Annotated in this window: 16 protein-coding genes; 6 read left to right on the plus strand and 10 right to left on the minus strand. The window is 65.8% G+C overall.

Annotation, left to right across the window (positions count from 1 at the left end; all coding sequences use genetic code 11):
- Positions 1–40: 40 nt before the first annotated feature.
- The 3 genes from IVB54_RS05580 to IVB54_RS05590 form a co-directional block, all read right to left on the minus strand.
- Positions 41–271 carry a hypothetical protein gene (locus IVB54_RS05580; RefSeq protein ID WP_018453534.1) on the minus strand — a complete coding sequence of 77 codons (231 nt, stop codon included), beginning with the start codon at positions 269–271 and terminating at the stop codon, positions 41–43.
- 58 nt (positions 272–329) lie between these two features.
- Positions 330–557, minus strand: a complete 228-nt coding sequence (locus IVB54_RS05585) for a hypothetical protein (protein WP_007596778.1) — start codon at positions 555–557, stop codon at positions 330–332.
- 123 nt (positions 558–680) lie between these two features.
- Positions 681–1598 carry a LysR substrate-binding domain-containing protein gene (locus IVB54_RS05590; protein WP_018453535.1) on the minus strand — a complete coding sequence of 306 codons (918 nt, stop codon included), beginning with the start codon at positions 1596–1598 and terminating at the stop codon, positions 681–683.
- A 122-nt stretch (positions 1599–1720) separates the two neighbouring features.
- Between IVB54_RS05590 and IVB54_RS05595 the strand changes: the two genes are divergently transcribed.
- The 3 genes from IVB54_RS05595 (at position 1721) to IVB54_RS05605 (ending at position 3539) form a co-directional block, all read left to right on the plus strand.
- A complete protein-coding gene (locus tag IVB54_RS05595) occupies positions 1721–2500 on the plus strand; it encodes a sulfite exporter TauE/SafE family protein (protein ID WP_026232549.1) in 780 nt (259 codons plus the stop codon).
- Positions 2497–2727 carry a hypothetical protein gene (locus IVB54_RS05600; protein WP_018453537.1) on the plus strand — a complete coding sequence of 77 codons (231 nt, stop codon included), beginning with the start codon at positions 2497–2499 and terminating at the stop codon, positions 2725–2727. The genes IVB54_RS05595 and IVB54_RS05600 overlap by 4 nt, the downstream gene beginning before the upstream one ends.
- A 113-nt stretch (positions 2728–2840) precedes the next feature.
- Entirely contained in the window at positions 2841–3539 is a 699-nt protein-coding gene (locus tag IVB54_RS05605) for a glutathione S-transferase family protein (RefSeq protein WP_018453538.1), read from the plus strand.
- Between the two features lie 69 nt (positions 3540–3608).
- Here the strand turns inward: IVB54_RS05605 and IVB54_RS05610 are convergent, their stop codons facing one another.
- Complete coding sequence (locus IVB54_RS05610) at positions 3609–3800, minus strand: cysteine-rich CWC family protein (protein ID WP_083926324.1); 192 nt, start codon at positions 3798–3800, stop codon at positions 3609–3611.
- A gap of 110 nt (positions 3801–3910) precedes the next feature.
- Here IVB54_RS05610 and IVB54_RS05615 point away from each other — a divergent pair, with 110 nt between their 5' ends.
- From IVB54_RS05615 to IVB54_RS05625, 3 genes are all read left to right on the plus strand, one after another.
- Positions 3911–5500 carry a DUF1800 family protein gene (locus tag IVB54_RS05615; RefSeq protein WP_018453539.1) on the plus strand — a complete coding sequence of 530 codons (1590 nt, stop codon included), beginning with the start codon at positions 3911–3913 and terminating at the stop codon, positions 5498–5500.
- A 2-nt stretch (positions 5501–5502) separates the two neighbouring features.
- A complete protein-coding gene (locus tag IVB54_RS05620) occupies positions 5503–6720 on the plus strand; it encodes a DUF1501 domain-containing protein (RefSeq protein WP_026232550.1) in 1218 nt (405 codons plus the stop codon).
- An 80-nt stretch (positions 6721–6800) separates the two neighbouring features.
- Positions 6801–7124 carry an antibiotic biosynthesis monooxygenase gene (locus tag IVB54_RS05625; protein WP_007596764.1) on the plus strand — a complete coding sequence of 108 codons (324 nt, stop codon included), beginning with the start codon at positions 6801–6803 and terminating at the stop codon, positions 7122–7124.
- Between the two features lie 18 nt (positions 7125–7142).
- On the opposite strand, the gene IVB54_RS05630 is transcribed toward IVB54_RS05625, so the two are convergent.
- The 6 genes from IVB54_RS05630 to IVB54_RS05655 all read right to left on the minus strand — a co-directional run bounded on the left by IVB54_RS05630 (position 7143) and on the right by IVB54_RS05655 (position 11033).
- Positions 7143–8084: an aldo/keto reductase gene (locus IVB54_RS05630; protein WP_018453541.1), complete on the minus strand. Its 942-nt coding sequence runs from the start codon at positions 8082–8084 to the stop codon at positions 7143–7145.
- 274 nt (positions 8085–8358) lie between these two features.
- Positions 8359–8814, minus strand: coding sequence for a GNAT family N-acetyltransferase (locus IVB54_RS05635; protein WP_018453542.1), 456 nt, complete (start codon positions 8812–8814; stop codon positions 8359–8361).
- Between the two features lie 66 nt (positions 8815–8880).
- Positions 8881–9693, minus strand: coding sequence for a PAS-domain containing protein (locus IVB54_RS05640; RefSeq protein ID WP_247777094.1), 813 nt, complete (start codon positions 9691–9693; stop codon positions 8881–8883).
- Positions 9694–9822: 129 nt separating this feature from the next.
- Positions 9823–10017 (minus strand): hypothetical protein, encoded by a 195-nt coding sequence (locus tag IVB54_RS05645; RefSeq protein ID WP_018453544.1) that lies wholly within the window; start codon positions 10015–10017, stop codon positions 9823–9825.
- 37 nt (positions 10018–10054) lie between these two features.
- Positions 10055–10231, minus strand: a complete 177-nt coding sequence (locus tag IVB54_RS05650) for a hypothetical protein (RefSeq protein ID WP_007614766.1) — start codon at positions 10229–10231, stop codon at positions 10055–10057.
- Between the two features lie 151 nt (positions 10232–10382).
- A complete protein-coding gene (locus IVB54_RS05655; protein ID WP_018453545.1) occupies positions 10383–11033 on the minus strand; it encodes a glutathione S-transferase family protein in 651 nt (216 codons plus the stop codon).
- Positions 11034–11525 lie beyond the last annotated feature (492 nt).

Raw genomic sequence — 11525 nt, forward strand, 5'->3', positions numbered from 1 at the left:
TGCTGACAGCAGGTTGGCAGCAGGCCTTGGGATCTTGCGATCAGGCCGCCGGCAGCGGTCCCTCATCGTCCCCGGCTGCCTGACGCGGCTCGAGGATGTCGAGATGGATGCCGCCGCAATCGGTGCAGCGCATGGTCCAATACTCGCATCCGGCACGGCCGCCGATCACGCGGAGCACCGTGAGATCGCCCTCGCATTCCGGGCAGCTGGACAACACATTGCGGGTGTAAATCCTCGGCCGCGGCGTGTCTTCGAATTCGATGACTGACATGACCGATTTCCCCCTTTGACCCTGCGCCGTTCCTTGGTTCGCCTGCAGTCCCGCTCGCTTATTCGTCGTCGCTGTCGTCGGCCCGCCGGCGGAAGCGATCGATGTGGTGCTTGGCATGGGCAATCGCGGCATCGGGATCAGGCCAGGCGAAGCCGACTTCCATGGCCGGAAACAGCACGCCGTCGATGGCAACCGGGCTGAAATCGGCACGCCGGATCCGGGCGTGCCACAGCCCCTGGCCAGCTTCGAAGGATTCGATGTCAAAGCCGTCGTAAAGGGTCGTCATTGCAGTCCCCAAAATGTTTTATTCGAGCGCCTTGTTGGAGGGTCAGGGGACCACGTTTGCGGATTCTGGGATGTGAAGCCGTTCACAAGCGGCGGGCTTTTTTGCCAAAGTCCGATAGCAGCGTCAGTTCCGCGCGCTGGTGCGGCCGGGCCGCCGGACGGGACGGGCGGCGGGTTCCGACGCCGCGCGCATGATCCACCGGCGGAACGCGGCAAAGTCGCGCTGCTCGGTCTGGAAGCTGCGATAGAGCAGGTACCAGCGCATGCCCTTGGGCACCGAGAGCTCGAATGGCGCCACCAGCCGGCCGGCGGCGAGGTCGTCGTCGATATAGGGTCGGATGCCCATGGCGATTCCGAGCCCGTCGGCGGCAGCCTGAAGCGCCTGGCCGTAGAACTGGAACTCCGGTCCCCGCGCGTTGACGCGCGCGAGGTTTGCGGCCTTGAGCCAGATCGGCCAGTCCTCGGGCGAATGCGCGACGCGGATCAGGCTCGGTGCCTTGAGATCGGCCGGGCGCTTCAGCGAGGAGGCGAGGCGGGGCACGCAGACCGGCGTGAGGTCGCCGGCGAACAGCGGCTCGGCCACCAGCCCCGGCCAGTCGCCGGTGCCGAGCTGGATGCCGCAGCTCCAGTCCTCGCCGAACGGCACCGACGCGCCGCCGGTGGTGAAGCGCACCTCGATGTCGGGCTCTTCGCTGCGAAACTCCGACAGGCGCGGGATCAGCCAGCGCATCGCAAAGGTGTGGCCGATGCCGATGGTGAGCACGCGGACGCTCGAGGGCGCCGTCACCTGCGCGGTGAGGCTTGCGAGCGCATCGAAGATCGGCGTCAGCCCGCTCTGATAGGCGCGGCCCGCCTGCGTCAGCAGCAGCTTGTTGGCCTTGCGCTCGAACAGCGCGACGCCGAGCCGTTCTTCCAGGATGTGCACCATGCGGCTCACGGCGGCTGCCGATACGCTCAGCTCGAGGCCGGCCGCGGCAAAGCTGCCGGCCCGCGCCGCGGCCTCGAATGCCTTGATGCCGTTGAGAAACAGCAAGCGCCGCAAATGACCGACCCTCAGGAAAGCTGATGCCAGGCCAAGATAACTCAGTTTGCGTAGACGGGGCAAGCGGGGCACGTTTCCTTCGCTTCGCGCCGCGAGCGGGGAGAAGGTCGGGAGATTTTTACGTGACGCCCATCATGATCGCTGCCCTTGGATTGCTGATGGTCGGCACCGCGTTCCTGTCGGGGCTGTTCGGCATGGCGGGCGGGCTGATCCTGATCGGCGTGCTGCTGGCCTTGATGCCGCTGCCGACCGCGATGGTGCTGCATGCGATCACGCAGATGACCTCGAACGGCTGGCGCGCCTTTCTCTGGCGGACGCATATCCGCTGGCGCCCGGTAGCGAACTATATGGTCGGCGCGGCCGTCGCGCTCGCGGCGTGGTCGCTCACGCGCTACGTACCGGACAAGCCGGTCGCGCTGCTGCTGCTCGGGATCACGCCGTTCATGGCCCGGCTGCTGCCCGCCAACATCAAGCCGGATCCCGACCGTCTCTGGCAGGGCACCGTCTACGGCACGATCTGCATGGGCCTCATGCTGATGACCGGCGTGTCGGGGCCGCTGCTCGACACCTTCTTCCTCGGCGGCGATTTCGGCCGGCGCGAGAAGGTGGCGACCAAGGCGATGTGCCAGCTCGTCAGCCATTTCAGCAAGCTGATCTATTTCGGCGGCGTGATCGACCAGGCGGCGACGCTCGATCCCGTGCTCGCGGCCGTCGCGATCGCAGCATCCATGCTCGGCACCACGCTGGCGCGGCGCATCCTCGAAGCCATGACCGATCAGCAATTCGTGGCCTGGTCGATGAAGCTGATCACCACCATCGCCTGCTACTATATCGCCTATGGCAGCTGGCTGCTGGTCCGCACGCCGGTGCTGGCAGCCTTCGACAAGGGAGGTTTGCAATGAGCGAGACTGCCGACCCGCTGGTGCTGGACTTCGTCGAGTGGGTTGCGCGCGAGCCCCGCGCCTATGCCGAGGTGATCGCGACCTGGAAGACGTCGTGCCCGCGCCTCACCATCTGGGAAGACGCCGCCGACCGCGGCTATGTCGCGCGCGAGACGCTGCCCGGAATGGGGCTGGTGATCGCGGTGACGGAGGACGGCGAGAGGCTGCTGCGCACGAACGGGCGCTAGCTCTCCACATCCGTCGTTGCGAGCGCAAGCGAAGCAATCCAGAATGCTTCCGCGGCGGCAGTCCTGGATTGCTTCGCTTCGCGTGCAATGACGGAATACCGGGAGACCCTTTCATGTCGCTCAAACTCTTCGAACTCGTCGGCACAGACGCCTCGCGACCGTTCAGCCCGTTCTGCTGGCGCACGCGAATGGCGCTGGCGCACAAGGGCCTTTCGGCGGAAACGTTGCCCTGGCGCTTCACCGAGAAGAGCGCGATCGCGCCACATGGCTCGGAGAAGGTTCCGGTGCTGCTGCATCACGACCAGCCGGTGGTCGATTCCTGGACGATCGCGATCTATCTCGAAGACAAGTTTCCGGATCGTCCGTCGCTGTTTGGCGGCGAGGGCGGGCGCGCCATGGCACGCATGCTCAATGTCTGGGGCGACATCGCCATCGTCGGCGGCATCTTTCCATTGATCATCGCCGACATTCCCAACAATCTGGATGAGGTCGACGCCGCCTATTTCCGCCAGTCGCGCGAGGCCCGTTTCGGCGGCAAGAGGCTGGAAGAGATCATGGCCAGCCGCGATGCCGGCGTGGTCGCCTTCCGCAAATCGCTCGAGGTGATGCGGCAGACCCTCAAGAAGCAGCCCTTCATCGGCGGCGCCGCACCGAACTATGCCGACTACATCGTGTTCGGCGGTTTTCAGTGGGCGCGCGCGACGAGCCCGTTCAAGCTGCTGGAAGCGGACGACCCGGTTTACGCCTGGCGCGAAAAGCTGCTGGATGCGTTCGACGGCATGGCACGGAAGTCCCCGGGGCATCCAGTGTAGTTGTCGCGAGCCGTCTCTCCTCAACGTCGTCCTGGCGAAAGCTAGGACCCATACCGCGGACGCGGAGGGTTATGTTGCCTCCGCCGCCGCACGCAAGCACGCCCGGCACAAGCAATCCTCGCCCTTGACCGGCATCGGCAGCCGCGCCGTTTCTTCCGCGCACCAGCAGGTGCCGGAGAGGTCGCAGCCGAACTCGGCGCCGCAACGAGAGCAGGCGAGGCGGCGGGGTTGCTGCGCCGGAATGTCTTGCCGATTTGTCATGATTTGCAAGCCGGGCTGTCGTTTTCATGCCGGGTTCATCTCCCGCTGCGGTATATTAGGCCTCGCGCACGTATCGGGAAAGCGGTTGGCAGCGCGCGAAGGACATATCGATGGCCCGCGATTCGCAAGCCGCGCTCGTCGCGCTCAACCGTTTCGGCTTCGGCGCCCGCGGCGGCGCATCCGGCGATCTCATCAACGCGGCCTCCGATCCTCGCGGCTTTGTGAAGGCGGAACTCACTCGTCCCAACGGTGTGCTGCTGGAGGCGCCGGGCCTGCAATCCGCGCCGCAGCTCGGGCAGGCCGTGTTCGCCTATCAGGATCAGGTCAAGCAGGCGCGCGAGGCCGCCGCGAAGGCCGGCGCGCCGACTGAAGCGCCGTTGCAAGCGCCGGCCGATCAGAGGCCCGGACCGCGCCGCAATCTCTCGCTGAACGCCGTGGCAACCGAGATCGCCGGCCAGATGGCCGAGGCCAAGCCCGGTAACAATAAGCCGGCTGACAACAAGCCGGCGGACAATATGGCCAAGCCGGACACTATGCAGCCCAACGCGGCCGCGCCGCCTGCCGCAAAACCCGCCCCGCAGCCGCTCAACGTCATCCAAAAAACCTTTCGCGCCGAGGCACTGGCGCGGTTGCAGCGCGCGACGCTGGTCGAGTGCGGCTTCACCGAACGGCTGGTCGTGTTCTGGTCCAACCATTTCTGCATCTCCGCCAGCAAGGGCGAGCTGGCGCGGATCTGGGCCGGTGCGTTCGAGCGCGAGGCGATCAGGCCGCATGTGCTCGGACGTTTCGCCGACATGTTGAAAGCGGTGGAGCAGCATCCGGCGATGCTGTTCTTCCTCGACAACCAGCAATCGCTCGGACCGGACTCGCGCGCGGGCCAGAACCGCAAGCGCGGGCTGAACGAAAATCTCGCGCGCGAGATCATGGAGCTGCATACGCTCGGCGTCGGCGGCGGCTATACGCAGGACGACGTCACCTCGCTCGCGCGCATCATCACCGGCTGGACCTTTGCTGGCCGGCAGGGACAGCTGGGAGCGCCCGGTTCGTTCGTGTTCAACGTCAATGCGCACCAGCCCGGGCCGCAAATGCTGCTCGGCAAGACCTACGAGCCGACCGGCCTTGCGCAAGGCGAAGCCGCCCTCGCGGACATCGCACGCCATCCCTCGACCGCGAGCTTCATCGCCACCAAATTCGTCCGCCACTTCGTCGCCGACGATCCGCCGCCGGCGCTGGTGGCGCGACTGCGCGATGTCTTCATCAAGACCGACGGGGATCTCAAAGCGCTGGCAACCGCACTGGTCGATTCCGACGAGGCGTGGAAGGCGCCACTGACGAAGATGCGCAGCCCTTATGATTTCCTGGTCGCGAGCGGCCGGCTGCTCGCGCGCGTGCCGGAGGATCCCGGCGCCTATCTCAACAACCTCAATCTGCTGGGCCAGCCGCTGTGGTCGCCGGCCGGCCCGAATGGTTTCGCCGACACCAATGCCGCCTGGGCTGCGCCGGAAGGCATCAAGCTCCGGCTCGACATTGCCGCGCAAATGGGCGCGCGGCTTGGGCCCAACATCGACCCGCTCGATTTGTTGGAATTTGCCGCCGCGGATGCGGCCTCGATCGAAACGCGGCGGACCATCGAGCGCGCGGAGTCGCGGCAGCAGGCGCTGGCGCTGCTGTTGATGTCGCCCGAAATGCAGAGGAGATGATGATGATCGACTGCGTCGAGAACCGGCTCCTCACCTCGCGGCGCGGCCTCCTGCTTGGCGGCGCCTCGTTCGCGGCCTGGGCTTACTTGCCGAAATTCGCGCGCGCCGCGGATGGCCGCGATCCTCGCCTGATCGTGGTGATCCTGCGCGGCGCGCTTGATGGGCTTTCGACCGTCGCGCCCGTCGGCGATCCCGATTATGCCGGCCTGCACGGGGCGATCGCGCTCACGGCGGACGGTGCGCATCCCGCGATCATGCTCGATACTTTCTTTGCGCTGCATCCGGCGATGCCTGAGTTCGCACGCATGTATCGCGACAGGCACGCCGCGGTGATCCACGCGGTCGCGACGCCCTATCGCGACCGCTCGCATTTCGACGGCCAGGACGTGCTCGAAAGCGGCTATGCCGGCCCGGGGCGGGTGCAATCCGGTTGGCTCAACCGCGCGCTGGAAGCGCTGCCGCGCGGCGAGCGGGTGTCGAGTGCTCTTGCCGTCGGCCCGACCACGCCGCTGGTGCTGCGCGGCAATGCGCCGACCGTCGGCTGGGCGCCGGTGGCGCTGCCGCAAGCCGATGACGACACCGCAATGCGTCTGGTCGAGCTCTATCGTCACCGCGATCCCGCGCTGGCGGCTGTGCTGTCGCAGGGCCTTGCGCTGGAAAAGGCCGCGAGCGGCGACGACATGAAGCCGAAGCCGGGCAACGCGGTCGCGCAGATGCGGCAGGTCGCGCGCGGCGCCGCAAAACTGATGGCGTCCGACGACGGCCCGCGCATCGCGGCGCTCGCGTTCGATGGCTGGGACACGCACGCCAATGAAGGCGGCCCTGTCGGTCGCCTCGCATTCCTGCTCGGCGGGCTCGACGGTGCGCTCGCCGAGTTCGAAAGCGGCTTAGGGGAACGCTGGCGCGACACCGTCGTCGTGGTCGCCACCGAATTCGGCCGCACCGCGCGCATCAACGGCACAGACGGCACCGATCACGGCACGGGAACGATCGCGCTGCTCGCCGGCGGCGCGGTGAAGGGCGGCCGCGTCATCGCCGACTGGCCCGGCCTCAAGCCCGCCAACCTTTTCGAGGCCCGCGACCTCAAGCCCACCACCGATCTGCGCTCCGTGATCAAGGGCGTGCTGCAGGGCCAGTTCGGCCTGTCGGATCGCGTGCTGGCCGAGACGGTGTTTCCAGATAGCGCAAGCGCACGTCCGATGAAGGGGTTGGTTGCTTAACCTACGATTCCGGGGCCCGCACCTTGCGGCGCGTCCCGGAATGACGACATGATCGGCCGAACGTCAGGAGACCATCACCCATGTACATCGCCATGAACCGCTTCCGCGTCGCCAAGGGCTCCGAGGCTGCTTTCGAACAGGTCTGGCTTTCGCGCGATACTCATTTGGACAAGGTGCCGGGCTTCGTCGAGTTTCATCTGCTGCGTGGCCCCGAGCTCGAGGATCACACGCTGTACGCCTCGCACACGGTGTGGGCGAACCATGCGGCGTTCGAGGCCTGGACCAAATCGGATGCCTTTCGTGCCGCGCACGCGCGGGCCGGCGACACCAAGCCGACCTATCTCGGCCATCCCCAGTTCGAGGGCTTCGAGGTGATGCAGACGGTGGGGCGCGGCGCCAAGTAGCGCGCGCCGCCGCAAAGATCAGCCCAGCGTGATCTTGTCGATCTCCGCCATCTCCTCCGCACCGAGTTTCCACGCAATCGCCTTCACGTTCTCCTCGACCTGCGCGACGCGGGTGGCGCCGGCAATCACGCTCGACACTTGCGGGCGCGCGGCGAGCCAGGAGAAGGCGAGCTCGAGCATGCTGTGCCCGCGCGCTTTCGCAAATGCCGTGAGCTTCTCGACGATGTCCTCGTTGCGCGGCGTGACATAGCGGTCGCGTAATGCCGGTACCTTGCCGAAGCGCGTATCGGTCGGGGCGGCCGCGCCGCGCTGGTACTTGCCGGTGAGCAGCCCGCTTGCGAGCGGGAAGAACGGCAGCAGGCCGAGCTTGTACTCTTGTGCCGCCGGCAGCAGATCCTTTTCGATGTCGCGCACCAGCAGGCTGTATTCGTCCTGGCAAGAGACGAAGCGGCTGACATTCATCGCGCGCGCGGTGAACTCGGCCTCCGCTAGGCGCCAGGCCGGAAAATTGGAATTGCCGATGTAGCGCACCTTGCCTTGACGGACGAGATCGTCGAGCGCGCGCAGCGTCTCCTCCATCGGAGTCAGCGGGTCGTAATCGTGCTGCTGATAGAGATCGATGTAGTCGGTCTTGAGCCGCGTCAGGCTCGCCTCGACTGCGTTCATGATGTAGCGGCGCGAAGCGCCCTGCTTGGTTCCGTCGGCCGCCATCGGCTTGGAGAATTTGGTGGCGAGCACGATCTCCTTGCGGCGGTCGCCGAGCACGGTGCCGAGCACCGTTTCCGAACCGCCCATGCCGGCATAGATGTCGGCGGTGTCGAACAGCGTGATGCCGAGATCGAGCGCGCCGTGGATCACCTTGCGCGAGGTCTCCAGGTCCGTGCGCTGGCCGAAATTGTTGCAGCCAAGCCCGACCGCAGACACGCGCAGGCCGGAGGCGCCGAGATTGCGAATTTCCATGGGAGATCCCCGTCGGAGATGGGCAGGGGCGCATTGTGACCGCGGTGCCCCGCCGCAGCAAGCCGTGCGCCGCGTTGCTGCCATGCTGACAAGGCTGCCGACAAGGACTGCCGACAAAAAAATGCGGCCCCTGTCAGACGCGGCGACTGACGGGGACCGCTTTGGGGCGCTTGATCGGTGACGGGGGGCTGACCAGACGCAGCTGCAGCCTAGTCCCGCTATGTTACGCGCAGGTGACAGACAGAGTTATCCACAGGCGGCGCGATCGCGAGGATCAGAAGATCTTGCGATAGACGATGAACCCGGAACGCTCGGCGACCTTGTCGTACAGGCGCTGCGCCGTCACGTTGGTCTCGTGCGTCTGCCAGTACACGCGCGGCGATCCCATGAGCTTTGCGCGCTCGTAGACGCCGTGGATCAGCGCCGAGCCGACGCCCTTGCCGCGCGCGGCCTCGGTCGTGAACAGGTCCTGCAGATAGCAGGACGGCTCGATCGCGGTGGTGCTGCGGTGAAACAGGTAATTCGTCATCCCGAGCAGGCGGCCGTCACTCTCGGCGACCAATCCGTGCACCGGCTCATAGGCATCGAAAAAGCGCTGCCATGTCACGCGCGTGATTTCGGGCGAGAGCGCGGTCGGACCGGAGCGGCCGTAGAAGGCGTTGTAGCCGTCCCACAGCGGCAGCCATTGATCGTAGTCCTGCCTGGTGACGGGGCGAATGGTGAGCGACATATGAAATTCCCGCGATCGATGAGGCGTCCTTCATACGTGATGATGGACGTGCTGATCAATCGCGCATCACTCCGCGACGCGCAGATACCGGATCAGCTTGCGGCCCGCGGGATCGCGCAGCGAGCGGTAGTAGTCGGCGCGGGACGGCGCATCGGTGTGGCGCACGAGGTCGGTCACCGGCGTGTAGCTCAGCATGCGGCCGCCGTCGGGCAGCGCGGCACAGACGAAGCGCAACACCTCGCCATTGCGCAAGGCGATGTTGATCGGCGTGGCATCGCCGATCCGGACCATCTCCATGCGCTGAGCGATGAAGGTGCCGAGTTCGTCCTCGGGCAATTCGAACGCGCCGGTGTCGCGGCCGTGATACATCAGCGCGACGAACGGCGGCTTGCCGTCGGCGATGTCGTCCGGCACCGCAAAATAATCGCGGAACGCGCGGTTGATGAATTCGGCGCGCGTCTCGGCATCGAGCAGCACGATGCCGATATCGACCTGGTCGAGCGCGGCCGACAGCCGCGCGGCGATGGCGTGACTCCGACGCTCGGCGGCAAACGTGCCGAGCAGCCGCTGGCGCATCAGGCCGGTGATGCCTGCGGTGCCCGCGGCCGTCGCGGCCAGGAGGCCGAGCTGGATCATATCCGCCGTGGTAAGGCCTGCAACGCCGTGCCGGCTGAGGCGCAGCAGTGCCGCGCCGATGACGGCGATGGCTGCGCTGGCGACGGCGGAAGCGGGACCCGAGAGCGCGCCGGCGAGCGCCACGATGCAGACGAGCAGCGGCGCGGGCCAGGGAGTGGGGACGAAGCGATCGAAAAACACCGTCAGCAGCAAAGTCGCTGCCGTCAGCGCCGGACCGGAGATCGCACGCCATCCCAACCGCATGGGGCTGTCTCGCTCCTTCCTGAACGAGGTAAGGCGGCAACACTGACCGAACATTGCGCCATTGCGATGCGGTTTCGCGCGGTGTGCTTAAGGTGCGCTTTGGGTCTCGCGCAAAGCTTTCGGATGATTTTAGACCAAGTGCGCGTGCTTGAGACGTTGTTGCAGCGCGGGCGCATTCAGCTTCGACGTCCCCTGGCCCTTGCGCGTGCCGACGAAGATCAACAGCGATGCCGCGACCAGGATGGCCGCGGTCAGGGTGATTGCAACGATGACCACAGGTGATTTCATCGACGTCCTGTCGCGATGCCGGTCGGCGCGGGCCATGCGGCGCCTTGAAGGCGGGTCCAGGATGAAGCGGGAATCAGACCGGCAGGCCCATCGCCATGGTCGCCTTGGTCGACAGCACCGTCAGGGTGACGATCAGGCACAACGAGAGCGCGGCGACGGCGAGCGAGGCCGCGACCGCGTTGGTCAGCCGGGAAGACGAAACGGTAGCGGGTGGGCCCTGAAAGCCTGCCGTGCCGGACGCCCGAATCATGGTCTAAATCCTTCAACGCGCGAGCGAATCACCCGCGACATCGAACAATTTCACTGTTGCAATCGGCAATATTGCGGCGGCCAATCGAGCGAAAATGGCGAGATTGCGGCAATGGTGACCTTTATGCCCGCTATTTGCCAGAGCTCGCCCCTCAGGCACCAGCGGCGATGCTGGCGGGGTCCTCGATGTCGGCCGGCCGCCAGTCCATTGCGACGTAGCCAGGCGCCGCTTCCACGCGCTTCAGCCAGTCCCGGATCGCCGGGAAGGTCGAGAGGTCGAAGTCGCAGCGGTCGGCGAGGTGGGTATAGCCGTACAGCGCGATGTCGGCGACCGTGAGCTGGCGGGCGGCGAAATAGGCGTTGGTCCTGAGATGATTCTCCATCACCTGGAGCGCGCCATAGCCGCGCTCCATCCAGTCCTCCAGCGAATGAGTCTGGAGGTCGCGGCCGCCCCTCACCAGCGACAGCCAGAAATAGGCCGCGCCGATGTTCGGCTCCAGCGCGTGCTGCTCGAAGAACATCCATTGCAGCGCGTCGGCGCGATCGATGCGGTTCTCCGGCGCGAGCGGCGTGCCGACGGCGACGTACCAGAGAATGGCGTTGGACTCGGCGAGATAGCGATCGTCGCCGACCTCGAGCAGCGGCACCTGGCCGGATGGGTTCTTGGCCAGGAAGTCCGGGGTGCGGCTCTCGCCGCGCAGAATGTCCACCTCGACCGCTTCGTACGGCAAGTTCAGCAGCGCCAGCGCAAGGCGGACCTTGTAGCTGTTGCCCGAGCGCTGCATCGAATAGAGCTTGTACATTCTGGGGATGATTCCGGACGACGGGAGGGCGCGGCGCTTGTTGCCCCGCAACGCGGCTAAACAATGATGCCGATGCGAATCCGCCGCAAGACCCGGCCAATAGAAAAACTCGAAAACCCTACCGCATTGCAATGCGGCGGAAGATCATTTCCGTGCGACCATCCAACTCAGTTCACGCTTGCGTCAACGCGCAAGTGCGTTGCTCGACGCGATCGTGGGCGAGCACCGCGGTCGCGTCTTGGGCACTGAAGCTTCCGCATCGTCATGGCCCGCAAAATTGCTCCGAGGGCACGCGTTGTCGGATATAAGGGGTTTGCGCGGCAAAGTTACGGAATATTGCGGGAAATCGCGGCTCGAAACGCCAGACACGTAAACTTTTGCGGGATCGGACCGAAGTTTCTTGCGGTGCAACGGCACTCGTTTTAGGGTGGTTCATTCCCACAATCGGAGTCGTGAAGCCAAAGGGCTCACGACGCTTGTCAGGAGATGACG

Source organism: Bradyrhizobium sp. CW1 (assembly GCF_023100665.1).
In the GTDB taxonomy this organism is placed as follows: Bacteria; Pseudomonadota; Alphaproteobacteria; order Rhizobiales; family Xanthobacteraceae; genus Bradyrhizobium; species Bradyrhizobium canariense_D.

What these genes read in the sequence shown, in the direction of transcription:
- IVB54_RS05605 (WP_018453538.1), top strand. Translation starts at nt 2,841, where the DNA reads ATGTCGCTCAAACTCTTCGAACTCGTCGGCACAGACGCCTCGCGACCG.
- IVB54_RS05620 (WP_026232550.1), top strand. Translation starts at nt 5,503, where the DNA reads ATGATCGACTGCGTCGAGAACCGGCTCCTCACCTCGCGGCGCGGCCTC.
- IVB54_RS05615 (WP_018453539.1), top strand. Translation starts at nt 3,911, where the DNA reads ATGGCCCGCGATTCGCAAGCCGCGCTCGTCGCGCTCAACCGTTTCGGC.
- IVB54_RS05630 (WP_018453541.1), bottom strand. Translation starts at nt 8,084, where the DNA reads ATGGAAATTCGCAATCTCGGCGCCTCCGGCCTGCGCGTGTCTGCGGTC.
- IVB54_RS05645 (WP_018453544.1), bottom strand. Translation starts at nt 10,017, where the DNA reads ATGGCCCGCGCCGACCGGCATCGCGACAGGACGTCGATGAAATCACCT.
- IVB54_RS05635 (WP_018453542.1), bottom strand. Translation starts at nt 8,814, where the DNA reads ATGTCGCTCACCATTCGCCCCGTCACCAGGCAGGACTACGATCAATGG.
- IVB54_RS05655 (WP_018453545.1), bottom strand. Translation starts at nt 11,033, where the DNA reads ATGTACAAGCTCTATTCGATGCAGCGCTCGGGCAACAGCTACAAGGTC.
- IVB54_RS05600 (WP_018453537.1), top strand. Translation starts at nt 2,497, where the DNA reads ATGAGCGAGACTGCCGACCCGCTGGTGCTGGACTTCGTCGAGTGGGTT.
- IVB54_RS05580 (WP_018453534.1), bottom strand. Translation starts at nt 271, where the DNA reads ATGTCAGTCATCGAATTCGAAGACACGCCGCGGCCGAGGATTTACACC.
- IVB54_RS05650 (WP_007614766.1), bottom strand. Translation starts at nt 10,231, where the DNA reads ATGATTCGGGCGTCCGGCACGGCAGGCTTTCAGGGCCCACCCGCTACC.
- IVB54_RS05585 (WP_007596778.1), bottom strand. Translation starts at nt 557, where the DNA reads ATGACGACCCTTTACGACGGCTTTGACATCGAATCCTTCGAAGCTGGC.
- IVB54_RS05625 (WP_007596764.1), top strand. Translation starts at nt 6,801, where the DNA reads ATGTACATCGCCATGAACCGCTTCCGCGTCGCCAAGGGCTCCGAGGCT.
- IVB54_RS05640 (WP_247777094.1), bottom strand. Translation starts at nt 9,693, where the DNA reads ATGCGGTTGGGATGGCGTGCGATCTCCGGTCCGGCGCTGACGGCAGCG.
- IVB54_RS05610 (WP_083926324.1), bottom strand. Translation starts at nt 3,800, where the DNA reads ATGACAAATCGGCAAGACATTCCGGCGCAGCAACCCCGCCGCCTCGCC.